This window comes from Streptomyces bauhiniae (genome assembly GCF_004784475.1).
Taxonomy (GTDB): domain Bacteria; phylum Actinomycetota; class Actinomycetes; order Streptomycetales; family Streptomycetaceae; genus Streptomyces; species Streptomyces seoulensis.
Map to the genome: position 1 here is coordinate 54,896 of NZ_SRRT01000004.1, position 24,789 is coordinate 79,684.

The 24,789-nt window shown below is 72.0% G+C and carries 20 protein-coding genes and 1 pseudogene; 9 read left to right on the top strand and 12 right to left on the bottom strand.

All coding sequences use genetic code 11. From position 1 onward, the window contains the following. Positions 1 to 28 precede the first annotated feature (28 nt). A complete protein-coding gene (locus E5083_RS14240; protein WP_135786053.1) occupies positions 29 to 1,105 on the top strand; it encodes an ATP-dependent DNA ligase in 1,077 nt (358 codons plus the stop codon). 7 nt (positions 1,106 to 1,112) lie between these two features. Here the strand turns inward: E5083_RS14240 and E5083_RS14245 are convergent. Continuing rightward, a pseudogene (locus E5083_RS14245) lies at positions 1,113 to 3,792 on the bottom strand (ATP-binding protein). Between the two features lie 296 nt (positions 3,793 to 4,088). On the opposite strand from E5083_RS14245, the gene E5083_RS14250 reads away from it, so the two are divergent. Further along, positions 4,089 to 5,063 (top strand): DUF2510 domain-containing protein, encoded by a 975-nt coding sequence (locus E5083_RS14250; RefSeq protein ID WP_135786054.1) that lies wholly within the window; start codon positions 4,089 to 4,091, stop codon positions 5,061 to 5,063. 158 nt (positions 5,064 to 5,221) lie between these two features. On the opposite strand, the gene E5083_RS14255 is transcribed toward E5083_RS14250, so the two are convergent. Next, the gene (locus E5083_RS14255) at positions 5,222 to 5,851 is read right to left on the bottom strand and encodes a TetR/AcrR family transcriptional regulator (RefSeq protein WP_135786055.1); all 630 of its coding nucleotides are present in this window, start codon (positions 5,849 to 5,851) and stop codon (positions 5,222 to 5,224) included. Positions 5,852 to 6,038: 187 nt separating this feature from the next. Between E5083_RS14255 and E5083_RS14260 the strand changes: the two genes are divergently transcribed. Both E5083_RS14260 and E5083_RS14265 read left to right on the top strand, forming a co-directional pair. Further along, positions 6,039 to 6,839 (top strand): phosphatase PAP2 family protein, encoded by an 801-nt coding sequence (locus tag E5083_RS14260; RefSeq protein ID WP_135786056.1) that lies wholly within the window; start codon positions 6,039 to 6,041, stop codon positions 6,837 to 6,839. Next, positions 6,836 to 7,804, top strand: coding sequence for a DMT family protein (locus E5083_RS14265; protein ID WP_135786057.1), 969 nt, complete (start codon positions 6,836 to 6,838; stop codon positions 7,802 to 7,804). The genes E5083_RS14260 and E5083_RS14265 overlap by 4 nt, the downstream gene beginning before the upstream one ends. 61 nt (positions 7,805 to 7,865) lie before the next feature. Here E5083_RS14265 and E5083_RS14270 read toward each other — a convergent pair whose 3' ends face one another. The 8 genes from E5083_RS14270 to E5083_RS14305 form a co-directional block, all read right to left on the bottom strand. After that, positions 7,866 to 8,525, bottom strand: a complete 660-nt coding sequence (locus E5083_RS14270; protein ID WP_135786058.1) for an LURP-one-related/scramblase family protein — start codon at positions 8,523 to 8,525, stop codon at positions 7,866 to 7,868. Positions 8,526 to 8,573: 48 nt separating this feature from the next. Then, entirely contained in the window at positions 8,574 to 10,754 is a 2,181-nt protein-coding gene (locus E5083_RS14275) for a discoidin domain-containing protein (protein WP_135786059.1), read from the bottom strand. A 56-nt stretch (positions 10,755 to 10,810) separates the two neighbouring features. Next, positions 10,811 to 12,418 (bottom strand): glycoside hydrolase family 13 protein, encoded by a 1,608-nt coding sequence (locus E5083_RS14280; protein WP_135786060.1) that lies wholly within the window; start codon positions 12,416 to 12,418, stop codon positions 10,811 to 10,813. A gap of 40 nt (positions 12,419 to 12,458) precedes the next feature. After that, positions 12,459 to 13,334, bottom strand: a complete 876-nt coding sequence (locus tag E5083_RS14285) for a carbohydrate ABC transporter permease (protein WP_135786061.1) — start codon at positions 13,332 to 13,334, stop codon at positions 12,459 to 12,461. A gap of 22 nt (positions 13,335 to 13,356) precedes the next feature. Further along, entirely contained in the window at positions 13,357 to 14,307 is a 951-nt protein-coding gene (locus E5083_RS14290; RefSeq protein ID WP_135786062.1) for a carbohydrate ABC transporter permease, read from the bottom strand. A 5-nt stretch (positions 14,308 to 14,312) separates the two neighbouring features. Continuing rightward, a complete protein-coding gene (locus E5083_RS14295) occupies positions 14,313 to 15,665 on the bottom strand; it encodes an ABC transporter substrate-binding protein (RefSeq protein ID WP_135786063.1) in 1,353 nt (450 codons plus the stop codon). A gap of 120 nt (positions 15,666 to 15,785) precedes the next feature. Next, entirely contained in the window at positions 15,786 to 16,784 is a 999-nt protein-coding gene (locus E5083_RS14300) for a LacI family DNA-binding transcriptional regulator (protein ID WP_208754050.1), read from the bottom strand. 107 nt (positions 16,785 to 16,891) lie between these two features. Beyond that, entirely contained in the window at positions 16,892 to 17,524 is a 633-nt protein-coding gene (locus tag E5083_RS14305; protein WP_135786064.1) for an MmyB family transcriptional regulator, read from the bottom strand. Positions 17,525 to 17,766: 242 nt separating this feature from the next. On the opposite strand from E5083_RS14305, the gene E5083_RS14310 reads away from it, so the two are divergent. The 3 genes from E5083_RS14310 (at position 17,767) to E5083_RS14320 (ending at position 19,371) form a co-directional block, all read left to right on the top strand. Then, a complete protein-coding gene (locus E5083_RS14310) occupies positions 17,767 to 18,423 on the top strand; it encodes a helix-turn-helix domain-containing protein (RefSeq protein WP_135786065.1) in 657 nt (218 codons plus the stop codon). 32 nt (positions 18,424 to 18,455) lie between these two features. Then, entirely contained in the window at positions 18,456 to 19,004 is a 549-nt protein-coding gene (locus E5083_RS14315; protein ID WP_135786516.1) for a toxin-antitoxin system, toxin component, read from the top strand. A gap of 148 nt (positions 19,005 to 19,152) precedes the next feature. Continuing rightward, a complete protein-coding gene (locus E5083_RS14320; RefSeq protein WP_135786066.1) occupies positions 19,153 to 19,371 on the top strand; it encodes a hypothetical protein in 219 nt (72 codons plus the stop codon). 4 nt (positions 19,372 to 19,375) lie between these two features. On the opposite strand, the gene E5083_RS14325 is transcribed toward E5083_RS14320, so the two are convergent. Continuing rightward, the gene (locus tag E5083_RS14325) at positions 19,376 to 20,053 is read right to left on the bottom strand and encodes a 4'-phosphopantetheinyl transferase family protein (protein WP_135786067.1); all 678 of its coding nucleotides are present in this window, start codon (positions 20,051 to 20,053) and stop codon (positions 19,376 to 19,378) included. Between the two features lie 269 nt (positions 20,054 to 20,322). Here E5083_RS14325 and E5083_RS14330 point away from each other — a divergent pair, with 269 nt between their 5' ends. Beyond that, a complete protein-coding gene (locus E5083_RS14330) occupies positions 20,323 to 21,468 on the top strand; it encodes an ATP-grasp domain-containing protein (RefSeq protein ID WP_135786068.1) in 1,146 nt (381 codons plus the stop codon). A gap of 180 nt (positions 21,469 to 21,648) precedes the next feature. Beyond that, complete coding sequence (locus E5083_RS14335; RefSeq protein ID WP_135786069.1) at positions 21,649 to 23,334, top strand: carbohydrate binding domain-containing protein; 1,686 nt, start codon at positions 21,649 to 21,651, stop codon at positions 23,332 to 23,334. Between the two features lie 54 nt (positions 23,335 to 23,388). On the opposite strand, the gene E5083_RS14340 is transcribed toward E5083_RS14335, so the two are convergent. Beyond that, entirely contained in the window at positions 23,389 to 24,726 is a 1,338-nt protein-coding gene (locus tag E5083_RS14340) for a 6-phospho-beta-glucosidase (protein WP_135786070.1), read from the bottom strand. Between the last annotated feature and the right edge of the window lie 63 nt (positions 24,727 to 24,789).

Genomic DNA, 24,789 nt, shown 5'->3' on the forward strand with positions numbered 1-24,789 from the left:
GGCGGGTGGGGGCGCGCAGAATCGGCGTATGGACCTGCCGGTGATGCCGCCCGTGAAGCCGATGCTCGCCAAGGCGGTGGCGAAGATCCCGCCCGGCATGCACTACGAGGCGAAGTGGGACGGCTTCCGGGCGATCGTGTTCCGCGACGGCGACGAGGTCGAGCTGGGCAGCCGGACCGGCAAGCCGCTGACCAGGTACTTTCCCGAGCTGGTGGCGGCGCTGAAGGAGCGGCTGCCGGCGCGCTGCGTGGTGGACGGGGAGATCGTGATCGCGCGGGAGGGGCATCTGGACTTCGACGCGCTGACCGAGCGCATCCATCCGGCGGACTCGCGGGTGCGGACGCTGGCCGAGCGCACCCCGGCGTCCTTCGTCGCCTTCGACCTGCTGGCGCTGGACGACCACGCCCTGCTGGACGTCCCCCTGACCGACCGGCGGGCACTGCTGGACCGGGCGCTGGCCGGGGTGACCCCACCGGTGCACCTGGCGCCCGCGACGACGGACGTGGCGGAGGCGCGCCGCTGGTTCGAGCAGTACGAGGGCGCCGGTCTTGACGGGGTGGTGGCCAAGCCGCTGACGGTGCCCTACCTCCAGGACGAGCGGGCCATGTTCAAGGTCAAGCACGAGCGGACGGCGGACGTGGTGGCCGCCGGGTACCGCCTGCACAAGAGCGGCCCGGTGGTGGGCTCGCTGCTGCTCGGGCTGTACGACGACGAGGGCGCGCTCCAGCACGTGGGCGTGGCCGCCGCGTTCACGATGAAGCGGCGCGCGGAGCTGGTGGAGGAGCTGGCGCCGCTCAGGATGGACGACGTGAGCGGGCATCCGTGGGCGCGCTGGGCGGAGGAGGCGGCGCACGAGACGGCACGGCTGCCGGGGGCGCCGAGCCGCTGGTCGGGCAAGAAGGACCTGTCCTGGGTGCCGCTGCGTCCGGATCGGGTCGCGGAGGTGGCGTACGACCACATGGAGAACGGCCGCCGCTTCCGGCACACCGCCCGCTTCCGCCGCTGGCGCCCGGACCGCACCCCGGAGAGCTGTACGTTCGCCCAGTTGGAGGAGCCGGTGCGCTACGACCTGGCGGAGATCCTGGGCGGTGCGCCCGGGGCGTGAGTGGGTTTCAGCCGCCGAGGTGCTCCAGCGCTCCGCTCGCGCGGGCCACGAGTCCGTCGGCGCCGCACGCCTGGGCCAGGTCGAGGCCGCGGGTGAGTTCGGCGCGGGAGCGGGCGAGGATGCCGTGCTCGACGCGGGCGGCGGCGTGCTCGTACTGGCAGGGTGACGCCTCCAGGTAGGCGACGGCCTTGGCGGCGAGGCGTTCGGCGCGCGGGCCGGTCTCCAGGGCGGCGGCGCAGCGCAGGGCCTCTCCTATGGCGGTGTCGGTGCCGAACCGCTCGGCCTGGCGGCGGGCGTCGGTGAGGAGCGCGCGGGCCCGTTCCGGGTCGTGCGGGGCGAGGGCGCGGGCCAGGTCGACGGCCCAGGGCGCGAGCACCGGGTTGTGGCCGCCTCGGGAGGCGGCGGTCTTCTCGGCGGCCTCCAGTTCGTTGATGCCCTCCTCGGTGCGGCCCACGGCGAGCAGCAGCCGTCCGCGTACGGAGCGGATGTCGGGCAGCACGATGGTGGAGGGGTAGGGCGGGGCGAAGCCGTAGCTCTCGGCGACGGTCCACGCCTGGGCGACATGGCCGCGGGCGAGCAGGGTGTCGACCAGGCCGCAGGTCGCCGACCAGTACAGCGGCAGGCCCCGGCCGACCCGCTCGGCCAGCCGGAGCGCCTCGCGCAGCGCGCCCTCGGCGTCCTGGAGCTTGCCCTGCCTGCGGTAGGCGAGGCCGAGGTAGGCGTTGGCCAGCGAGAGGTGGCCGCCGTGCCAGCCGGCGCGGGTGTAGGCGCGCAGGGCCTCGGAGAAGAGGCTCTCGGCGCGGTCGAGCCGGTCGGTGTGGGCGTAGGCGCTGCCGAGCATCATCAGCAGCTCGACGCCCCACTCGTCGTCGGTCCAGCCGAGGCCGGGGGCGAGGCGGCCGTTGACCAGGGCGCGGTCGCACAGCTCGACCACCTGCTCGGCGTTCTCGCCGTGGGTCATGGCGTCGAAGCCGCGCAGGATCAGCAGGGCGCGCTCGGAGTTGTCGCGTCCGGTGCAGGTGGCGGCGAGTTCGGCCAGGCGCCGGGAGCGTTCCGGGGAGACGGTCTCGCCGTGCACGGCCTCCCAGGTGAACTGCACGGCCTGCAGCCGCATCCGTACCGGGCCCGGTTCGTGCCGGTTGGCCTCGGCCTCCACGGTACGGACGGCCTCCTCCAACTGGTCGTTGTGGAGCAGGGCCTGGGAGAGCCGGATGGAGGCGTCCACCCGCTGGGCGCTGTCGAGTCCGGGGGCGGCGAGGGCGTCGCGGAGGTGCTCGATGGTGAGCGCGGGCGCCGACAGCAGCCGGGCGCGGCCGAGTTCGTAGAGCACCTGGGCCCGTACCTCGGGCAACGGGGGTTCCTTCAGGGCGCGTTCGAGGCAGGCGCAGGCGGCGTCGGGGGCGCCGACGGCGAGGTGTTCGCGGGCGGCCTCGCGCAGTTGCTCGACCAGTGCCTCGTCGCCCTCGGGGTGCACCTTGAGCAGGTGCCGGGCGGCCTCGGCGGCGCTGCGGCCGGTCTCGGTGACGATGTTGGCGGCGATGCCGTGCATGGCGGTGCGCATCGCGTCCGTGATGGAGTCGTAGACGGCGGAGGCGATCAGCGGGTGCACGAACTCCAGGGTGATGTCCTGGGGTTGGGGCGCGGCCGGGTCGGGGGCGACCTCGGCGAGGATACGGGCGCCGCAGAGCAGCTCGGCGCAGTGGGCGGCGGTGCCGGCGTCCATCATGGCGAGCCGGGCGACCAGGCCGACCGGGCTGCCGGTGCCGAGGATGGCGGCCGCCCAGGCGAACTTGGTGGGCTCGACGCCGAGTTCCTGGAGCCGGCTGACGAGTCCGCCGCCGCGCGCCGAGCGGTTGAGGTCGCGCAGTTCGGCGGCGCGGTCCTCGCTGGGCTGGAGTTCGCGGTCGCGGACCTTGGCGAGGAGTTCCACGGTGTCGTAGGCGTTGCCGCCGGTGACGGCCCAGACCTCGCGGCAGAACGGGTCGTCGGCCTGCGGGCCGACGGTGGCGCGGGTGAGCCCGGCGGTGGCCTCGGGGGTGAGCGCGCTGAGGTTGCTGATCGGGCGGCCCGCGGCGGCGATGTCGTCCAGCAGCCGGGCGCTCTCGCCGTGGGCCTCGCCGGGCCTGCGGGCGACCACCACGAGCACGGGCAGGTCGGCGAGGCGCTGGGCGAAGGCGGCGAGCCAGCGCAGCGTCTCCAGGTCGGCCCAGTGGGCGTCGTCGATCAGGAGGACCAGCGGATACGTGTCGTCGGCGAGGCGGCTCACCGCGTACACGAGTCCGTCGCACACATAGCTCGGGTCGGGGCTGCCCTCGCCGGGCTCCACGATGCCGAGGGCGGGGCCGGAGATGTCGGTACCAGGAGCCGAGGTGGTCGCGGGCCTCGTCCGGGGTGAGGGCGGCGAGCGCGGGCTGGAGGAGCTGGCGCAGGACGTGGAACGGGACGGACTTGAGGGTCTCGCCCGCGCGGGCCGACCAGACCACGCAGCCCCGGCGTTCGGCGATGCGGCGTATCTCGGCGAGCAGGGCGGTCTTGCCGAGTCCGGCCTCGCCGCGGAAGAGGAGGAGGCTGCCGGCGGACGACCGGTCGGCGCACAGCAGCTCGATCGCCTCGGTGACGGTGGCGATCTCCGCTTCCCGCTCCCACAGGTAGCCCGAGGCGACCGCCTGTGGCCGCTCCTCCGTCATCCCGTTACCTCCACAGGTAGTCCGAACGGCGTACGAAGAACGAGCGTAGCCGCCCGAACGGGCCATTGGCGCCTGCTCCGGGCAGGTGGTGCCCCGCGGGGTGAGCCGGGTTCCGGCGCGGCTGACGAACACCCCTCCCGACCGGCCGGTTTGTGCCCCTGTCTACGTCAACTCTGTTCAGAGTCAGACTTATTGACCAGGAATCGGATAAACCTGTGATTCGGTAGGGGACGCCCGGGCGCCCTGACGGCGGGTGCTCTCATCCGGCTTTCACCGACTCCTCATACGGTATGCCCATGACGCAGGTGACTCCTCCCGGCTGGTATCCCGACCCCGGACAGACGCACGACACTCCGCCCACCGAGCGCTGGTGGGACGGCAACGCCTGGACGGCCGAGGTCCGTCCGGCCGGGTCGGCCCAGGCCGCTCCCCCGCCCGCCTACCCGCCGTACGCGTACGGCGGGTATCCCGCACAGCCCCCGGCCGGGAACCGGCGCGGACTGCGCACCGGCATAGCCGTCGCGGCGGCGGCCGCGGTGCTGGCGTGCATCGGGGTCGGCGTGTACGCGCTGGCCAAGGACTCCGGCGGCGGCGACCGCGCCGACTCTCGGCCCGGGCAGGGGCAGGAGCGCCGCCAGGAGGGGCCGGGCGATTCGCAGGGAGGGCCCGGCGGCCCGCAGGGAGGGCCGGGCGACCCGCAGGAGTCGCCGTCCCCCGACCGGTCGGCCGCGCCCAAGGTGCGCGGTGGCGGCACCCTGCCGGACCCGGTCAACGGGATCAGCATGCCGGTACCCGAGGGCTGGACCGGCCAGGCGTTCGCCATCGGCGCCCAGGTGACCTCGGACAAGTCCTACAAGTGTCCCGGCGACACCTCCAAGAACTGCACGGCGGGCGGCGCGTACTCGGCGCCGGCCCAGGTGCTGGGCACGCGCGGCGAGACGGCCGAGGCGGTCGCCAGGGCCGATGTCGCGGCCAACGCCGAGGAGTCGTACGGCGGGAACTCCTACGGCGGCATCACCTCGCACCAGGTGCTGGCGTCGCGGGCGGTGACGGTGGCCGGACAGAAGGGCTACCTGGTGCGCTGGAAGGCGGTCACCAGCAAGGGCGCCGACGGGTATGTGGAGTCGGCCGCGTTCCCCTCGCCCGCCGATCCGAGCCGGATGCTGGTGGTGCGCTTCGGGCTGGACGTGGGGCAGTCCACGGGGGTGATGGACGAGATCCTCAAGGGGATCAAGGTGTCGTCCGGCGGGGGGAACGGCCAGGACGTCTGAGCCGGGCCGCCCGAAAAAGTCCGGGCCGGGCGGAATCCCCCTCCGCTCAAGGGGGACCCCGCCCGGCCTGGGCGTGCGCCGCCCCCGTCCCCACGGTGCGGCGCGTCCAGGTCACCGTTCAGTCATCCCGTGAACGGCGGCCTGGGGTCTGCAACGGCCTACTCGGCCGGTTTCCTCGTCAGGCCGAGCGCGGGAAGCACGACGGCCTCCACGAACCCGGCCAGGTAGTCGGCGTCGGCATACTGCCCGCACAGCACAGGCCGCACGCGCAGCACGCCGAACATCATCGCCGGTACGTACTCCAGCGCGGGGTGGCCCGCCGGGACCTCGCCCCGCGCCACGCCCCGCTCCAGCATCTCCTGGAGCGCGGCGATCTCCGGGTGGACCAGCGCCTCGCGCAGCGCCTCGGCCAGTTCCCGGTCGTCGGTGACGGCGTGCCCGAGCGACTGGAGCAGCCGGGTGTCCTTGCCCGACCAGTCCCCCGCGGCCCGCGCGGCCTGCCGCAGGTCCTCGGTGAGCGAGCCGGTGTCGATGCCGGCGAACCGCACCTTGCGGCTGGCGCGCAGCGCTGCGGCGACGAACTGGGGCTTGGTCTTCCACTGCCGGTAGAGCGTGGACTTGCTGCACCGGGTGCTGGCGGCGATGCCCTCCATGGTGACGGACTCGTAGCCGCAGTGGCGGATCTGGTCGAGCACGGCGTCGAAGAACTCCTGCTCACGCTCGGGCGTGAGCTTGGAGCGGCGCGAGGCGACGACCGTCTCCGGTTCGTCCGCGGCCTGCGACGTCATACCTGGCTTCCCCTCACTCGTCCCCGGCGTGTGCTGCCCGATCCCAGTGTGTCGCACTGTACCGATACGCCAGTGTACCGGTACTCGACCGTATCGGTACACTGGCGTATCGGTACGGAAACGTATCGCTGAGTTCGGAAGCCGTCCGGACCCAGCACGCACCACCGTCAGTGAAGGGGGCCGGGGGATGAACGCCCGATCCGAGCCTGCCGGAACGGAACCGGACTCAACGCTCCGGCCACCGCTTCTGCGGGAGTTCCTGCTCGTCGCGGGGCTCTTCTTGGTCTACAAGCTCGGGCGGCAGATCGCGAGCGGCCACACCTCGGACGCCTTCCGCGACGCCCACCGGGTCTGGCACCTGGAGCGCGCCGTCCATCTGCCCGCCGAGACGGACGTCCAGTCGGCGCTGCTGCACGGCGACACCCTGGTCCACCTGGCGAACACCTACTACGCCACCGTGCACTTCCCGGCCACCGTCGCCTTCCTGGTCTGGCTGTATCTGCGCCGCCCCGCCCACTACGTCTGGGCCCGCCGGGTCCTGGCCCTGGTGACCAGCGCGGCGCTGGTGCTGACCTTCACCTTCCCGCTGGCCCCGCCCAGGATGCTGAGCGGCACCGGCCTGCTGGACACGGCCCGGATATACGGGCCTTCGGTGTACGGGCCGCCCTCCAGCGACCACCTCTCCAACCAGTTCGCCGCGATGCCCTCGCTGCACTTCGGCTGGGCGCTGATGGTGGCCGTCGGCCTGATCGCCGCCACCCGGTCCCGCTGGCGCTGGCTGTGGCTGCTGCACCCGCTGGTCACCCTGGCGGTCATCGTGGGCACCGCCAACCACTACTGGCTGGACTCGATCGTGGCGACGGCCCTGCTGGTCACCGCGCTCACCCTGATCCCCTCCCCGCACCGCACGGCGGGACCGGGGAACGCGGGCACCGCCCGGCTCCGGCTCCTCCCGCAGGACACCGCGCTCGCGGGACCGGCCCGATGAGCGCCGCACTGCTGGTCGCCATCGGCCTGTCCCTGATATCGGCCGTCGCCTACGCCTCGGCGGCCGTCGCGCAGGAGCGCCTCGCCTCCCGGAACCTCGGCGCGGGCCTGCTGCGGATGCTGAGCACCGGCGCCTGGTGGTCGGCGGTCGGCCTGAACGCGGGCGCCGCCCTGCTGCACGTCGTCGCCCTGCGGTACGGCCCGCTCACCGTGGTCCAGCCGCTCGGCGCCCTCACCCTGGTCGCGGCGGTGCCGCTCGGCGCGCGGGCGGCCGGCCGCCGGGTCACCGCCCTGGAGTGGCGGGGTACGGCGCTGACGCTGCTCGGTCTCGGCGCGCTGCTGATGGCGGCCTCGGGTCCGGCGCCCGAGCGGGCACTCAGCCTGCCCTCGGCGCTGGCGGTCGCCGCGACGACCATCGCGGTGATCGGCACCCTGAGCCGCCCCGGCGCCCGGCCGGGCCTGAGGCACGCGACCGCGTCCGGGTTCGCCTCGGGTGTCGCCTCCGCGCTCACCCAGACCGCGACGGTGGCGGCCACCCAGGGCACCGGCCCGGCGCTGAGCCCGCTGGTGATCGTGGTCGCGGTGCTGGTGGCCGCGTTCGCCACGGGTGGCCTGCTGCTGTCGCAGACGGCCTACCGGGGCGGGCTCGGCGCCCCGCTCGCGGTGGTCACCCTGGCCAACCCGCTGGCCGCCTCGGTCATCGGCCTGACCCTGCTCGGCCAGGGCCTCAACGGCGGCGCCGTCGGCATCCTGCTGGCCCTCGCCGGGGCGGGCCTGGCGGCCTGGGGCGTGGTCCTGCTGACCCGCGCGACCCCGGCCGGCGCGCCCGTACCCCCGCCCGCGCCGGGACCGGACGACGACGAGCACCCGGTGGCGGCGGTACTGGCGCTGGAGCCGGGCACGGCGACACGGGAGCCGCGGCTGACCCGGCGGCGGTCGAGGCCACGACGGCCGGCGCGGCTGTAGACAGGAAGGGGCGGCCGGCGCGTGATGCGCCGGCCGCCCCTTTTACTCATGTACGGCCCTGTCAGCCCAGGCCGCGCGAGTCCTGCTTCAGCGCGGTGTCCACGGTGAGCGCGGTCGCCACGACGAGGCTCCGCAGCGGCTCGGACAGCGGGCGGTGGATCTGGAGGACGTAGTTGTCCGCCGTGGTGAACAGCGTCTTGGCCAGACCTTCCCAGGTCTTGGTGATACGGGCGATCTCGGTGCCCTCGTGGTCCACGATGGCGAAGTTCCAGGCCCGCCAGTTCTCCGCCTTGATCGCGCCGACCTGGTGGCCGTCCACGTTCATGGCGAAGTTGATCTTGCCGATCATGTTCTGCTGGACGATCTCACCGACCTGCGAACCGTCCGGACGGGCCACCAGGACGCGCGACTTGAAGATCTTCGCGGGCCGGGTGAGCAGCAACTGCGGCTGCCCCTGGGTGTCCCGGATCTCCAGCCGGTGCGTGAGGAACTGGTCCCAGCTCGACACGAAGCGCAGGATCTTGCGGAGCACGCCCTGCCCGACCTCGACCACCGCACCGAGGTCACGGCCGTTCTGGTCCATGACCTTGTACTCGTTGGTCAGCTCGATGAGCTTGGCCTTCTGGTTCACCACGAGCACGGGCTCGGTGAAGAGGGTGCCGCCGGGGGTCCCGTTCGCGTCGGGGATCGAGCCTGCGGGAATGTTCGATTGCGTGGTCACCGGGGCACCCTATCGTGGCTTGATCCGTACCTGACGAATATTTTTTCGTCAGGGGGTCTGGTACGCCTCCACCTCGCTGAACTGGCCTGCCGGCCAGCCGGTGTTGCCGGTGACGGTCAGGCGGAGGTGGCGGAGGCTGGTGCCGCTGGGGAGGGAGACGGTGACGGTGTTGCCGCTCGCCGGGTCGAAGCGGTAGTCCTTGGCCGCGGCCACGGTGGTGAAGTTCGAGCCGTCCGTGCTGCCCTGGACGGCGATGGTCTGGGTGCGGGCGCCCCAGGCCGAGGACGGGGGCAGCTTGAGGACCACGCGGCGGACCGGGTAGGCGGAGCCGAGGTCGGAGGTCCAGGACTGCGGGAAGGCGTTGTTGGCCGATTCCCAGTACGTGTTGGCGTCGCCGTCGGCCGCCTTGCCGGGGGTGTAGACGTCCTGGGAGCCGGTCGCGGTGGCCGGGCGGCCCTTGACCAGGTTGCGGTTCGGGTCCGGCTCGGGGTTGCCCTGGCCGGGCTGGGGCCAGGTGGAGCAGTCGGCCCAGGTGCTGTTCCAGCCGGAGTTGCCGCCGCCGTCGGTGAGCGCGAAGGCGCCGGAGTTCGCCGGGTAGGGGCAGTTGTAGATCCCGGCGACGCCCACCTGGGTGGCGGTGACGTTCTTGAAGGTGGCCGCGCCCTGCGCCTCGGCCTGCACGACCACGGTCCCGGTGTTCTTCACCGTCGCGCCGGTCACGTTGACGTTGCGCACCGGGTAGCCCTGTCCGCCGCCGGACACGAACTCGAAGGCGGAGTACGGGCTGTCGGTGATCGTGGTGTCAGTGATGTTGACCGTGGCGTTGATGGCGCTGTCGTAGGAGTCGACGCGCAGCGCGCCCATCGGGTGGTTCCAGTTGGGGTTCAGCGCGCCCGTGCGGACCAGGGTGTTGCCCGAGACCGTGATGGTGCCGGCCAGCGGGGAGAAGGGGTCGAGGAACTTCTGGTTGGAGATGGCGATCCCGCTGCCGAGGGCGTTGGTGTCGGAGACCAGGTTGTTCTTGACCGAGATGTCGGTGCCGCCGTAGATGGCGATGCCGTTGGCGAGGTTTGGCTGCGAGATGGTGTTGTTCTCGAAGCTGGAGTTGCTGTCGGGGGCGTAGAGGGACCACATGGCGAGGGAGTCGTCGCCCTGGTTGCGCAGGAAGTTGTTGCTGACGCGCACCCCGCGGGCGTTGCCGTTGAGGTTGAGGCCGTCGGCGGTGGTGTCGAGGATGCGGTTGTTCTCGACCACCAGGTTGTCGTTGTTGCCCGTCAGCCACAGGCCGACCTTCAGGTGCTGGACCCACATGCCGGACACGGACGAGTTGGGGCCGAGCGAGCCGTTGACGAAGTTGTCCGGGCTGGAGTCGACGCGCTCGGTGACCTCGCCGATGACCGCGAAGTCCCGCAGATGGACGTTGCCGGAGGAGCTGGACTGGTCGATGAAGCGGGAGGTGTGCACGACCGAGTACCAGTGCCCGGCGCCGCGCAGCGTCACGTTCTGCACCCCGCTGAGCGAGGACGTGATCCGGTAGTCGCCCGGCGGAATCCACACCGTGCCGCCCTGCGCGGCCGCGATCGCGTCGCGGAACGCCTGGGTGGAGTCGCCGCCGCCGCTGGGGTCGGCGCCCTTGGAGACGACGGACACCGAACCGGCGGGCTGGGTGACGGCGGCCGCGGCCTGCTCGAAGTCGGCCACGTCGACGGTGACTTGGGTGCCGGTGGACTCGAAGGCGACCTTGTCGCCCGCCTGGACGTTCTGGCCGAGCAACAGGCGGGCGTTGTCGAAGAAGTGGTGGTTCTTGGAGCCCGGTATCCAACTTGTGTCGATGTAGCTGTACTTGGAGGTGACGGGAAGCGTCTTGGCGATCCGGGTGCCGTTGACGTACACCGCGAGCGAGCCGGACTGGCCGTCCGGGACGCTGTAGGAGACGTTCACGGCGTTGGCCGCGCGCGGCACGGTGAACTCCACGCGCTGACCGGAGTTGAGGCGTACGGCCTGCCGTCCGGACGCCTCGGAGGCGAGGCTGCCCTGGGTGTAGTCGGGGCCCACCTTGGTGCCGGTGGTGGTGGCGGACTCGGCCTCGACGGAGGTGAACGGGAGGGTGGCGCCGGAGGCGGCCTGCGCGGCCGGGGCCAGGGCGACCGTCATGCCCGCGGCGAGGGCGACGACGGCGCCCAGGGCGGGCAGGCTCCTCAGGTGTCTTGCGGTGCTGTTGCTGTGCATGTGCTGATCCCTTCAGGGTGGGGGTGCCGGGGATAGCAGGTGCGGGGTGGGGCGGTTCAGGCGCGGAGCCAGACCGCCGTGTCCTGCGGCAGCCGGCCCGACTCGTCCAAGGGGCCGCTGCTGAGCAGGAGTTCGGCGTGCGCGGGCAGATCGGCGGCGTCGGCGGCGAGGTTCACCACGCACAGGGCGCCGTCGGCACGGGCGAAGGCGAGGACGCCCTCGGGGGCGGGGAGCCAGGTCAGCGGGCCCTCGCCGAACGCGGGCCGGGCGGCGATGGCCTCGCGGTACAGGGTGAGCATGGAGTGCGGGTCGCGCTCCTGCCGGTCGGCCGCGTAGTCCGCCCAGTCCGCCGGCTGCGGCAGCCAGGGCTCCTCGCGCGAGCCGAAGCCCGCGTACGGGGCGTTCGCGGACCAGGGCAGCGGGACCCGGCAGCCGTCGCGGCCGGGGTCGGTGCCGCCGGAGCGGTGGTGCATCGGGTCCTCGATCCGGTCCACCGGGATGTCCGCCTCGGGCAGGCCCAGCTCCTCCCCCTGGTACAGGTAGACCGAGCCGGGCAGGGCGAGGGAGAGCAGGGCGGCGGCGCGGGCGCGGCGGGTGCCGAGCGCGAGGTCGGTGGGGGTGCCGAACGCCTTGGCGGCGAAGTCGAAGCCGGTGTCGGTACGGCCGTAGCGGGTGACGGTGCGGGTGATGTCGTGGTTGCACAGCACCCAGGTGGCGGGGGCGCCCACGGGGGCGTGCTCGGCGAGGGTGGAGTCGATGGCCGCGCGCAGCCGGTCCGCGCCCCAGGGGCAGGACAGAAAGGCGAAGTTGAAGGCGGTGTGCAGTTCGTCGGGGCGGAGATAGCGGGCGAAGCGCTCGGCGTCGGGGAGCCAGACCTCGCCGACGAACACCCCGCCGTACTCGTCGGCGACCGCGCGCCAGGAGCGGTAGACGTCGTGGAGTTCGTCGCGGTCGACGAAGGGGTGCGGGTCGGGGGCGCCGGCGAGGTCGGGCAGGCCGGGGTCCTTGGCGAGCAGGGCGGCGGAGTCGATGCGGACGCCCGCGACACCGCGCTCGAACCAGAAGCGCAGGATGTCCTCGTGCTCGCGGTGGACGGCCGGGTGGGCCCAGTTGAGGTCGGGCTGCTCGGGGGTGAACAGATGCAGGTACCAGTCGCCGTCGGGCAGCCGGGTCCACACCGGCTCGGTCGAGCCGACGAACTGCGACGGCCAGTCGTTGGGCGGTACTTCACCGTGCGCGCCGCGACCGGGGCGGAAGTGGAACAGTTCGCGCTCGGGGCTGCCGGGGCCGGCGGCGAGCGCGGCCCGGAACCAGGGGTGCTGGTCGGAGACGTGGTTGGGCACGATGTCGACGATGGTGCGGATGCCCAGCTCACGGGCCTCGGCGATGAGCTTCTCGGCCTCGGCGAGGGTGCCGAAGGCGGGGTCGACGGTGCGGTAGTCGGCGACGTCGTAGCCGCCGTCCTTCATCGGGGACAGGTACCAGGGGTTAAACCACAGGGCGTCCACGCCGAGGTCGGCTAGGTAGGGCAGCCGGGCGCGGACCCCGGCGAGGTCTCCGGTGCCGTCGCCGTCGCCGTCCGCGAAGCTGCGCACGTACACCTGGTAGATGACGGCCGAGCGCCACCAGTCGGCCTGCCTGCGGGCATGGGTGGGCTGTGCCACGGTGCGTGCCCTTTCTGTCGAGTCTGTCGAGGGGGCCGGGTCAGCCCTTGGTGCTGCCCGCGCTGATCCCGGCGATGATGTGCCGCTGGAACACGAGGAAGAGCGCCACCATGGGGATGCTGGCGATCACCATGGCCGCAACGAGCACGGTGAGCTGGATGTTCTGCGACAACTGGACGAGCGCCACACTGATCGGCTGCTTGTCGGTGTCGGAGAAGACCATCAGCGGCCAGAGGAAGTCCTGCCAGACGGCGACCAGCGCGAAGATGGAAACGACGCCGAGCACCGGCCGGGACATGGGCAGCACGACCGACCACAGGGTGCGCAGCTTCCCCGCGCCGTCGATCTCGGCGGCCTCGAGCACATCGCGGGGCAACTGGTCGAAGAACCGCTTGAGCAGATACAGGTTGAAGGCATTGGCGACGGCCGGCAGCCAGATGCCGAGCGGGTCGTTGAGCAGGCTGGTGTGGATCAGCGGCAGGTCGGCCGCGGTCAGGTACTTCGGTACGACGAGCGCCTGTGCCGGGACCATCAGGGTGGCGAGGATGCCGCCGAGGACCACATTGCCGAAGGCGGGCTTCAGCTTGGACAGCGCGTACGCGGCGGCCGTGCAGAACACGAGCTGGAAGGCCCAGGCACCGGCCGCCTGCACCACCGTGTTCCACAGGTGCTGCGGGAGCTGCATCAGGTCCCAGGCGTCGGTGTAGCCGTCCAGGTGCCAGTGCTCGGGGACCAGGGTGGGCGGGGTACGGGCGATCTCGTCCGGGGACTTCATCGCGCCGGACGCCATCCAGTACACGGGGAACAGGAAGGCGAGCGCGAAGAGGACGACGACGGCCCCGAACACCGTCCAGTACAGGGCCTTTCCGCGCGGCCGGGCGAGGGTGGCCGGGGAGATGAGGGTACGGGTGCTCATGCGCCCTCCTCGGTACGGGTGCTCATGCGTCCCCCTCGCTGCGGGTGAGCCGGAGGTAGAGGGCGGAGAAGGCGCCGAGCAGCACCAGCAGCATCACGCTGAGGGCGCAGGCCCCGCCGAAGTCGTTGTAGAGGAAGGCGTACTTGTAGATCAGGTAGAGCACGGTGACGGTCGCGCTCTCCGGGCCGCCGCCAGTGATGACGAAGGGCTCGGTGAACACCTGCATGGTGGCGATGATCTGAAGGAGCATCAGCATCAGGATCACGAACCGGGTCTGCGGGATCGTGACGTGCCGGATGCGCTGGAGCAGGTTGGCGCCGTCGAGTTCGGCGGCCTCGTACAGCTCGCCGGGGATGGACTGGAGGGCGGCGAGGTAGATGAGGACGGTGCCGCCGAGGTTGGCCCAAGTGGCCACGATCACCAGGGAGATCAGCGCGGTGTCGGTGCCGTTGGACCAGTTCGAGGTGGGCAGGTGCAGGGCGCGCAGCGTCTCGTTGGCGAGGCCGGCGCCGGGGTCGTAGAACCACTTCCACAGCAGGGCGCTGACCACCGGCGGGATCATCACCGGGAGGTAGACCACGACCCGGAAGAACGCCTTGGCGTGCCGGAGTTCGTTCAGCACCAGGGCGAGCACGAACGGGACGGCGAAGCCGACGAGGAGGGCGAGCACGGTGAAGGTGAGGGTGTTGCGCCAGGCCGCGCCGAACTCCGGATCGTGCAGGACCCGGCGGAAGTTGGCGGTGCCGACCCACTCGGGCGCGGAGCCCGGTGTGTAGCGCTGGAAGGCGATGACGACGGCGCGGATCGCCGGGTACCAGGAGAACAGGGCGAAGCAGATCAGGCCGCCGAGGAGGAAGCCGTAGGCGCGGACCTGGCCGGTGAGGGCCCGGCGGCCCCGGCCGCCGCCCGCCGGGGCCGGGGGCGGGGCCAGGGGGGCGGCGGCCGCGGGGAGCCGCTCGGCCGTCTTGGTCATGGTGGTCAGCCCCGCGCCAGGATGCTGTCGATCTTGCCGTTCGCGTCCTTGAGGAGCTGGTCGACGTCCGCGTCCTTCTTGGTGAGGACGGCGGAGACGACCCCGTCGAGCACCGAGTAGATCTGCTGGGCGTGCGGCGGCTCGATCTTCATGTCGAGGCTCTGGTTGCCGTCCAGGAAGGACTGGTAGTTCTCCACCGGGACGTTGGCGTTGGCCTTCTTGACCTGCTGGTCCTTGGCGTCGGCGGCGCCGGTGAACAGGCGCGGCTCGGGCAGGCCGACCGGTGCGTCGTTCTTCTTGGCGCGGGCGTAGTCGCCGAGGAAGCCGTCTCCGGGGGTGAGGAACATGTGGTCGAGCCACTTGAGGCCGGCCCGGATCTGGGCGGGGCTGGCCTTCTTGTTGAACATGTAGCCGTCGCCGCCGATGAGCGTGCCCTTGCCGCCGGGCATCGGGGCGAGCGCCAGGTCCTTGTACGAGCCGCCCTTCTCCTTGACCAGGATGGGGATGTTGTCCGGCGCCGAGAGGTACATGCCGAGCTTGCCCGAACCCATCATCTGCTGGGCGTCGTTGATGACGAGGAGCTGCTTGCTGCCCATGGAGTCGTCCGCCCAGCGCATGTCGTGCAGGTTCCGCAGCACCGCCTTGCCCTCGGGGGTGTCGACGGTGGCCTTCTTGCCGTCGGCGCTGACGACGTCGCCGCCCTGGGAGTACAGCTCGGCGGTGAAGTGCCAGCCGCCCTGGTTCTGGGCGCTGTAGTCGGCGTAGCCGACGGTGCCGTTGCCGAGTCCGGCGATCTTCTTGGCGGCGGCGCGGACCTCGTCCCAGGTGGCCGGGGGCTTGTCCGGGTCGAGGCCGGCCTTCTTGAACAGGGCGCGGTTGTAGATCAGCCCCATCGAGTAGCCGGTGCGCGGGATGCCGTAGACCTTGCCGTCGACGGTGTAGATGTCCCGGAGCTGCTTCTGGATGGTGTCGTAGCTCTTGAGCTCCTTGACGTACGGGGTGAGGTCGGCGGCCTGGTGGATGTCGACCACATGCCGGGCGTCGGTGAAGTAGGTGTAGAACACGTCCTCCATCTGGCCGCCGGCGAGCTTCGCGTCGAAGGTCTTGGGGTCCTGGCAGGGGAACGCGTCGTGGGCGACCACGTCGATGTCCGGGTGGGCCTTCTCGAAGGAGGCGATGTCCTCGTCGAAGAACCGGCGGTCGACCTTGGCGCTCTTGGGCGGCTCGCAGTTGACGGTGATGCGGGTCTTGCCGCCCGCCGAGCTGTCGTCGTCCGAGCCGCAGGCTGCTGCGGTGAGGGCGAGCGAGGAACAGACGCCGATCGCGGCGACGGTGCGGCGGAACCCGGTGCTTCTCATCGGTGGACCCCTCAAGGCAGGAGCGGTGGGCGCCGCACACTCAAGCACCGACGGCACCGGGCCGCAAGATGTCGCGCAGAATCTGTAATTATTTGACAGTCAACCGGCTCCGCAAAGCGCTCAGTCGCGCGGCGCTTGCGCGGTGGAGCCCCGGACCACCAGCTCGGGCTCGAACAGCAGCTCCTCGGCGGGGACGGCGGTGCCGCCGATCTGCGCGTTCAGCAGTTCCACGGCGGCCCGGCCCATGGCCTCGATGGGCTGGCGGACGGTGGTGAGCGGGGGCTCGGTGCAGTTCATGAACGCCGAGTCGTCGTAGCCGACCACGGAGATCTGCCCTGGCACGTCAAGTCCCTTGCGGCGAGCGGCCCTTACGGCGCCGAGGGCGAGCGGGTCGCTGGCGCAGATGATGCCGGTGACGCCCCGGTCGATGAGCCGGGAGGCGGCGGCGTGGCCGCCCTCGATGGAGAAGATGGCGCGGGCCACATGGGCGTCCGGCAGCTCCCCGGCCAGCGCGCGGGCGGCGGCGAGCTTGCGGGCGGAGGGGACGTGGTCGCCGGGGCCGAGGACCAGGCCGATGCGCTCGTGGCCGAGGGAGGCGAGGTGGCGCCACGCCTGCTCGACGGCGACCGTGTCGTCGCAGGAGACGGCGGGGAAGCCGAGGTGCTCTATGGCCGCGTTCACCAGCACGACCGGGATGCTGCGGTCCGCGAGGCGGCGGTAGTGGTCGTGCGGGGCGTCGGCCTGCGCGTACAGCCCGCCGGCGAAGACGACCCCGGAGACCTGCTGCTGGAGGAGGAGTTCGACGTAGTCGGCCTCCGAGACGCCGCCCTTGGTCTGGGTGCACAGCACCGGGGTCAGCCCGAGCTGGGCGAGCGCGCCACCGATGACCTCGGCGAACGCGGGGAAGATCGGGTTCTGCAGTTCCGGCAGGACCAGGCCGACCAGGCGGGCGCGCTCCCCGCGCAACTGGGTGGGGCGCTCGTAGCCCAGTACGTCCAGGGCGGTGAGGACCGACTGCCGGGTGGCGTCGGAGACTCCGGGCTTGCCGTTGAGCACCCGGCTGACCGTGGCCTCGCTGACCCCGACCTTCTTCGCCACTTCCGCAAGTCGTCGCGTCATGCGCGCAAGGGTAGCGCAAGTTACGCAAGCAGCTTGCGTAAGGGCGTCGCGGGTGCGGAAGACCCGGCGCCGTCGATGACCTGAACACCGACGGGGCCGGGTCGGGTCTATGGGGTGGGCACGACCATCAGGTGGGCGCGCCGGCCGGGGGCGGACGGCTGCCGGGGGATCATCGTCAGGCGCCGGTGGCCCAGGTCGCGCAGCAGGGGCGGGGTCTCGTCCACCACCCGGCACTCGGCGGTGCCCCGGCGCGGATCGGGGTGGTGCAGCAGGCGTACGGCGCCGTCGAGCCGGGCCGCGCTCTCGCCTACCGCGTGTATCCAGTACGGCAGCCCCTGCCGGTACGCGGCCTCCATGATGGGGTCGTGGGCCACGTCCCGGCGTATCGCCTGGAGTTCGTGGTCGTGGCCGTAGCCCTCCATCGCGGCCTTGAGCTGGGCCAGCATCGGCAGGCACCAGGCCGGCTCGTGCTCGCCGAGGACCCGGCCCGCGTCGGGGTGGAAGAGGACGAAGCGCAGGAAGTTGTCGCCGGGCATCGCGGTGGGGTGGTGCCGGACCTCTCCGAAGAGGGCGGCGAAGGCGTCGTTGGCCAGAACGACGTTCCAGCGGTGGTCGACGACGAGCGAGGGGAACGGGGCAGCCTCCACCACGGCGGCGTAGTCGTCCAGATAGTCCCGCGCCTCACAGCTCTCGGGGACGGACCGGGACACCGGCCGCCGCCCTCCCGCCTGATGTGCCATCGGGTGGTCACCCCTCTTGCCTTGGCCGCCTGCACGCGGCGCTGCGATCCTGCTGCTCCGACGAGAGCCGTGTCAACTATCGTGGCATTTCATGCCTGTTGACGGCTGAAATTCGCCACAGTTGTGGCGAGACCTGGATGCGAGTTCGAACCACGGGCTACTCTCCGGGATGTTCACGGCGGCCGGGGGTGACAAGCGCGCCCGATCTCGCGCGGCCGCCCCAAGACGTAGGAGTTCTGTCGGTGACGGATGGCTACGAGAATCCGGGCGCCACGGCGACCGCTCAGCTTCCGGCCGTCGTCGCCCGCGTCACCGCGCTCGCCGACCGGCTCGGCGTCCCGCACTCCGAGGTCTTCGACACCGCCCGGCTCTCGGTCGGCAGCGGGGTCCCGGAACCCGTGGTCAAGGCGCTGCTGACCGGCCGCCCGGCCGGGGAACCGGACGTCCAGGCCCGCTTCCTGCAACGGCTGGACCTGCTGCGCCGCACCCGGCTCAAGCCCGGCGGACGCAGATACACCCAGCAGGAGATCGCGGACGGCGCGGGCATGTCCCGGCAGCAGGCCGGCGCCCTGATCAACGGGGACCGGCGCCCCACGATGGAGCACTGCGACGCGCTCCAGCGGTTCTTCCACGTGCACGCCGGGTTCCTCACCGCGGAGGACCCCGAGGCGCTCGCGGGCGTCCTCCAGCACATCGAGCAGGAGCTGCTGCAGAAGCTCGCGGACCGCGAGCGGGCCGCCTCCGGGACGGCACAGGACCCACTGGAGCGGCTGCTCCAGGACCACGGGGTGCGCGGGATCGCCTGGCGCGCCGCCCAGCTCCCCACCGACCAGCACCGCGACAAGGTCGCGGAGTGGCTGGACATGCTGCTGGAGAGCGTCCGGCAGCCGGGGGCGTGAACGGGATGGGGTCCAAGAACATCGCCAAGGTCATGCGGCGGCTCTGCGCCGAACTGGTCGGACAACTGGACCGGCGGCCCGCGCCGGTGCCGCCCGAGGAGCTGTACCGCTCGCTGTGCTCGGCGATGAGCCGCAGACGCGGCCGCCCGGTGCACTTCCGTACGTCGGTCTTTCCGCCCGGCACCGCGAGCGGGCTGTGGCTGGACATGAGCGACCGGGATCTGGTCGTGGTGGAGGAACGCACCGCGCCCGACCACCAGTTGGTGATCCTCGGCCACGAGCTGTGGCACATGCAGACCGACCACGCCGCCCACCGGGTCGACGGTCTCGGCCTGGGCGTGGCCACCCGGCTGCTGACGGACGACACCGACCGGGACGCGCTGCGGGCGGCCGTGCACCGGGTCGCCGCGCGCACCCGGTTCGACCAGGACGAGGAGCGGGAGGCGGAGACCTTCGGCCTGCTGCTGGCCAGCAAGTGCCGTACCCGGATGCGGGGTTCGTCGCTGAGCGGCCCGGTCCGCCGGGACGATGTGGCGGGGCGGATCGGTACGTCGCTGGGGTATCCGGGACCGCAGGGCTGACCCGCCCCTGAGCCGTACGGGCGACCCCGGGCGGCCCGGAGCCGACGCGTTGTCAGTGGGGGGCGGCAAGCTGGAACCCTGCGTGCCGCGAGGGGCGGTGCGCGGCGCCAGCGTGCGTGAACCGTGCCGCCGACCGGGGAGCCGACCGATGCCGACCGCCGTACTGACCGACCGTGAGCGCACCGCCGTCCAGGCGTATCTCCGGCTGCTGCACACCGTGCGCGCCACCCTGGACGGCCCACCGGACGCGGCCCCGGTCATGGTGCCCCCGGGCGTCCTGGCGGAGGCCGAACGGGCGCTGGCCGGAGCGGGGTTGACGGGGAACGAGGACGAGTTCTTCGAGCTGCTGCGCGCCTGGTGCCCGTAGGTCCCTAGGGCGCCGGTACGGTCACCGCCGTCAGGACCAGTCCGTCGCCGGTGAGCCAGTGGCCGTCGAACCCGGTCAGGCGGGCGCCGCCCACCAGAGGGCCCGGTACGAGGAGCCGGGCGTGGAAGGTGCCGCGGTCGGCGTGGGTGGGGACCAGGTCGATGTCGGCCTCGGAGAAGTCCAGCCAGGCGCGGGCCAGCGGGAACCACGCCTTGTACACGGACTCCTTGGCGCTGAACAGCAGCCTGTCGAAGTGCACACCGGGGTGGGCGGCGGCCAGGGCGCGCTGCCGGTCGCGTTCGGCGGGCAGGGAGACGGAGTCGAGGACGCCCTCGGGCAGCGGTTCGTGCGTCTCGGCGTCGATGCCAAGCGAGGCCAGGTCACCCGTGCGGGCCAGGGCCGCGCACCGGTAGCCGTCGCAGTGGGTCATGCTGCCGAGCAGGCCGTCCGGCCAGACGGGCGCGCCGCGCTCGCCGGCCGGCACGGCGGCGGGCGCCCGGCCGAGCTTCTCCATCGCGCGCCGGGCGCAGACCCGCGCCGAGGTGAATTCCAGGCGCCGCTTGGCGACCGCGCGGTCCACCAGCGCCCGTTCCTCGGGGAAGAGCGCGGTGTCCGGGTCGTCGTCGGGGACGCCGTACGACTCCACGGCGACCACCGTGTCCGGCAGCAGCTCCTCGATCACCGGGTACCCGACCTCCCACGACAGTGCGGCGCGGCACCACGACAGCACATCGCCGGGGCACGGGCAAGAGCGGCCCTCCTCCGGGGCCGACGCGCCCGGCGAATCCGTAACACGCGCGTTGCACGCACCACTGGGCGCAGGCCGTATGATCGCCCCATCACTCACCGCCCAACGCCCCTTTTCCCAGGGCGGTTTGGTGACCCTTCCTTCCTCCTGTCCGGGCGCGGACCGCTCAGTCCTGCCCGAAAACCCCCGAAAGGCGGCCCCGCATGGTCTCTCGCGTACGCGTCTGGCTCAACCGCACGTACGCGGAGAACGTGTTCTTCATGGATCAGCTCCGGAGAAACCCGAGCGACCGCGCGGTGGAGATCCACGCGACGCACGGCGACCCGGACTCCCCCGTGCTGGCCGCCGCCGACACCGCCGCGCTGGAGCCGGAGGGGCTGTCCCCGGCCGGGTACGTCGAGTACGCGCTCGACCAGTGCGCCCGGCGTGGCATCGATGTCTTCGTGCCCCGGCTGCACCAGTCGGCGATCGTGGCGCACCGAGCCGACTTCGCCGCGGCGGGTACGGCCCTGCTGGCGCCGACGCCTCAGGCGGTGGCGGTGTTCGAGGACAAGGTGACCGCGTACGAGGCGGTCCGCTCGGTGGGCGTGCCGGTGCCGCCGTGGTTCCGGGTCCGCACGGCGGACGAACTCCTGGCAGCGGTCGAGGAGTTGGAGGCGGACGGACACCGGGCGTGCTTCAAGCCCGCCTCCGGTGCGGGCGGGGTCGGCTTCCGGATGATCACCCGCTCGCCCTTCTCACTGGCGCAGCTCAGCGGCTTCCCGAGCCCGTACGTGCAGCTCGACCTGGCCGTGTCGGCGCTGCGGGAGGCCGAGGAGCCGGTGGACCTGATGGTGATGCCGAGGCTGGAGCAGCCGGAGGTGTCGGTGGACTGCCTGACCGGTCCGGACAACCGGGTCCGGCTGATGGTGGGCCGCACCAAGAACGGCCGGCGGCGTGGCTTCACCCTGGACGAGCGCTGGCTGGAGCCGGCCCGGCTGATCGCGGAGGGTTTCGGGCTGCACTACCTGTCCAACATCCAGTTCCGCATGCTGGGCGACCGGCCGGTGCTGCTGGACGTCAACACCCGCGCGGCGGGCGGGCTGCACCAGCTCTCGCTGTGCGGGGTCAACGCCCCTTGGGCCGCCGTGCAGTTGGCGTTGGGTGAGGACCCCGGCAGGGTGGAGCCGCCGTTCCTGGGGCAGGACTACGCAGTGGTCTCCGGGCCGCGTCCGCTGGGCCCGTCGACCCTCACCGAGCAGGAGCCCGAGGACTCCGAGGGGGCTGCGGTGTGCCTGCCCGCGCCCGCCGCCCCGCTCGCCGCACCGGCCGCCGCGGCGGCGGGAGCCGGAGCCGCGCTTCCGCTGTAGCGCCCCGTCCGTTGTTCCCCGTCACCATCCCGGTATGGACCAATCCCGTGCTGTCCCTTGACAGTTGGATTGGTCCATACCACTTTGGGGGGCGCACTCCCCGCACTCTCCGCAGGCTCGTTCCGCACTTCCCGCACCCCGGTGCACTCCCGAACGTCCCCATACCATCAGGGAGATCGCGTGCGACACCTTCTCGGGCGTCCCAGACGCCGGCTTCTCGCCCTGGTCGGCACCGCCGCCCTGGCCCTCGGCGGGGCCGTCGCCCTGCCGGGCACCGCCGAGGCGGCCAACGTGCTCACCAACCCCGGCTTCGAGTCGGGCGGCCTGTCACCGTGGACCTGTGCCGGCAACCTCGGCTCGGTCGTCTCCTCCCCCGTGCACGGCGGCTCCAAGGCCCTTCAGGGCGCGGTCAGTTCGAGCGACACCGCGCAGTGCGCGCAGACCGTCGCGGTGAAGCCGAACACCGCGTACACCCTCAGCGGCTGGGTCCGCGGCTCGTACGTCTACCTCGGGGTGGACGGCGGCGCCTCGACCTGGACCTCCTCCCCCTCGGCGTACAGCCAGCTCACCGTCTCCTTCACCACCGGCGCCTCGCAGACCAGCGCGACCGTGTACGTGCACGGCTGGTACGCGCAGGGCTCCTACCAGGCGGACGACATCAGCCTGGACGGGCCGGGCGGCGGGGGCAGTGGTGACACCCAGGCGCCGAGCACGCCGGGCGGACTGACCTCGACCGGCAAGACCGCCAACAGCGTCTCGCTGAAGTGGAACGCGGCCACCGACAACGTGGGTGTCACCGCGTACGACATCTACAGCGGCTCCAACCAGGTGCTCAGCGTCTCCGGCACCTCGGCCACGGTCAGCGGGCTCTCGCCGAGCACCGCGTACACCTTCACCGTGAAGGCGCGGGACGCGGCGGGGAACACCTCCGGCGCCTCCAACTCGGTCTCGGTGACCACGAACGCGGGCTCGGGCGGCGGCACCGGCTTCAAGCAGGCGGCGCCGTATCTGTACGAGGGGTGGGGCGACCCGCCGAACCCGGCGACGGTGATGAACGCGACCGGGGTGAAGTGGTTCACCATGGCGTTCGTGCTGGACTCCGGCGGCTGCAACCCCTCCTGGGACGGCAGCAGGCCGCTGACCGGCGGGGTGGACCAGACCGCGATCAACCAGATCCGGTCGGCGGGCGGTGACATCGTGCCGTCGTTCGGCGGCTGGCAGGGCAGCAAGCTCGGCGCCAACTGCTCCTCGGCGAGCGCGCTGGCGGGGGCGATCCAGAAGGTGATCGACGCCTACTCGCTGAAATCGATCGACATGGACATCGAGAACACGGACGAGTTCGAGAACGAGGCCGTGCAGGCGAAGATCCTCACCGCGCTGAAGACGGTCAAGGCGAACAACCCCGGTCTGAAGACCATCGTCACCTTCGGCACCACGACCACCGGCCCGACCTACTACGGCAACCGGCTCATCGAGCAGGCCAAGTCGATCGGCGCCGACATCGACGTGTTCACGATCATGCCGTTCGACTTCGGCGGCGGCTCGGACATGTACGGCAACACGGTGAACGCGGCCGAGGGCCTGAAGGCCAAGCTGAAGTCGACCTTCGGGTGGGACGACGCGACCGCGTACGCGCACATCGGCATCTCCGGCATGAACGGTCTCTCCGACCAGCAGGAGAACACGACTCCTGAAATCTGGACGAAGATCCGCGACTGGAGCAACTCGCATCACATCGCCCGGCTCGCCTACTGGGCGGTCAACCGGGACCGGCCCTGTGCCGGCGGGGGCGTGGTGAGCAACTGCTCCGGGATCAACCAGAGCACCTGGCAGTTCACCTCGATCACGGCCGGCTTCACCGGCTGAGCCTCGTACGACCAGCGTGAAGGGCCGCTCGGCGGAGCGGCCCCTCACCTGTGTTCACTTCAGATACGCCAGCTCCGGGTGTGCGGCGGTGTAACCGTCGACCAGCCTGCGGGCCACGTTGACCGAGTCAACAAGCGGATGCAGCGCGAACGCCTTCACGGCTGTTTCCCGCGAACCCGACTCGGCGGCGGACAACACCTCCCGCTCCACCGCCTTGACCGAGCAGACCAGACCGGTGGCGTGTCCCGGCAGCGGGTCCGTGGCCAGCGGATGCGCGCCGTCCGCGCCGACCAGGCAGGGCACCTCGATCACCGCATCGGCGTCCAGCGCGGCGAGCGTGGAACGGTTGCGGACGTTGAGGATCAGCGTGGTGCGCTCGTCGCGGGCGATGGCCCGCATCAGCGCGAGCGCCACCTGCTCGTAGCCGCCCGACAGATCCTCCTCCTCGCGCTCGCCGGCCCCGGCGCTCTCCCGGTTCTCCGCCATGTACGTCGCCTCGCGCTCGGCGCGAGTGTCCTCCCAGGCCCGCAGCGCCGACCCGCCGGGGCGCAGCGCGTCGGTGTAGAACCGGGACTGCTGGTCGCGCAGGAAGGCGCCGCGGGTCTGCTCGGCCTCCTGGTAGGCGCGTACGGTCTCGCGGTTGAAGTAGTAGTAGTGCAGGTACTCGTTGGGGATCGCGCCGAGGGAGCGCAGCCACTCCGGGCCGAACAGCCGCCCCTCCTCGAAGGAGCCGAGGCGGTCCAAGTCGGCCAGCAGGCGCGGGAGTTCGTCACGGCCGGCGACGCGCAGACCGCGTACCCAGCCGAGGTGGTTGAGGCCGACGTAGTCGACGAACGCCTCGTTCGGGTCGGCGCCGAGGGCGCGGGCGACGCGGCGGCCGAGGCCCACCGGGGAGTCGCAGATGCCGATGACCCGGTCGCCGAGGTACCGGGACATGGCCTCGGTGACCAGTCCGGCCGGGTTGGTGAAGTTGATGACCCAGGCACCGGGCGCCAGCCGGGCCACCCGCCGGGCGATGTCGGCGGCGACGGGCACGGTCCGCAGCCCGTACGCGATGCCCCCCGCGCCCACGGTCTCCTGCCCGAGCACCCCTTCGGCCAGCGCCACCCGCTCGTCCTCGGCCCGCCCGCGCAGCCCGCCGACCCGGATCGCGGAGAACACGAACCCGGCCCCGCGCAGCGCGTCGTCCAGCTCGGTGGTCGCCCGGACGGCGGGCGCGTCCGGCACCCCGTCCGCCTGCTCGGCCAGCACCCGCGTCACGGCGTCCAGCCGCCCGGCGTCCACATCGTGCAGGACGACCTCGGTCACCCGCCCCTCGCCCCGGTCGCCCAGCAGCGCGCCGTACACGAGCGGCACCCGGAACCCGCCGCCCCCCAGAATCGTCAGCCTCATGTCTCACCCTTTCGGCACGCCTGCTCCGATCATGGCACGCGGGGCCGCAGGGCCGATCGGTTG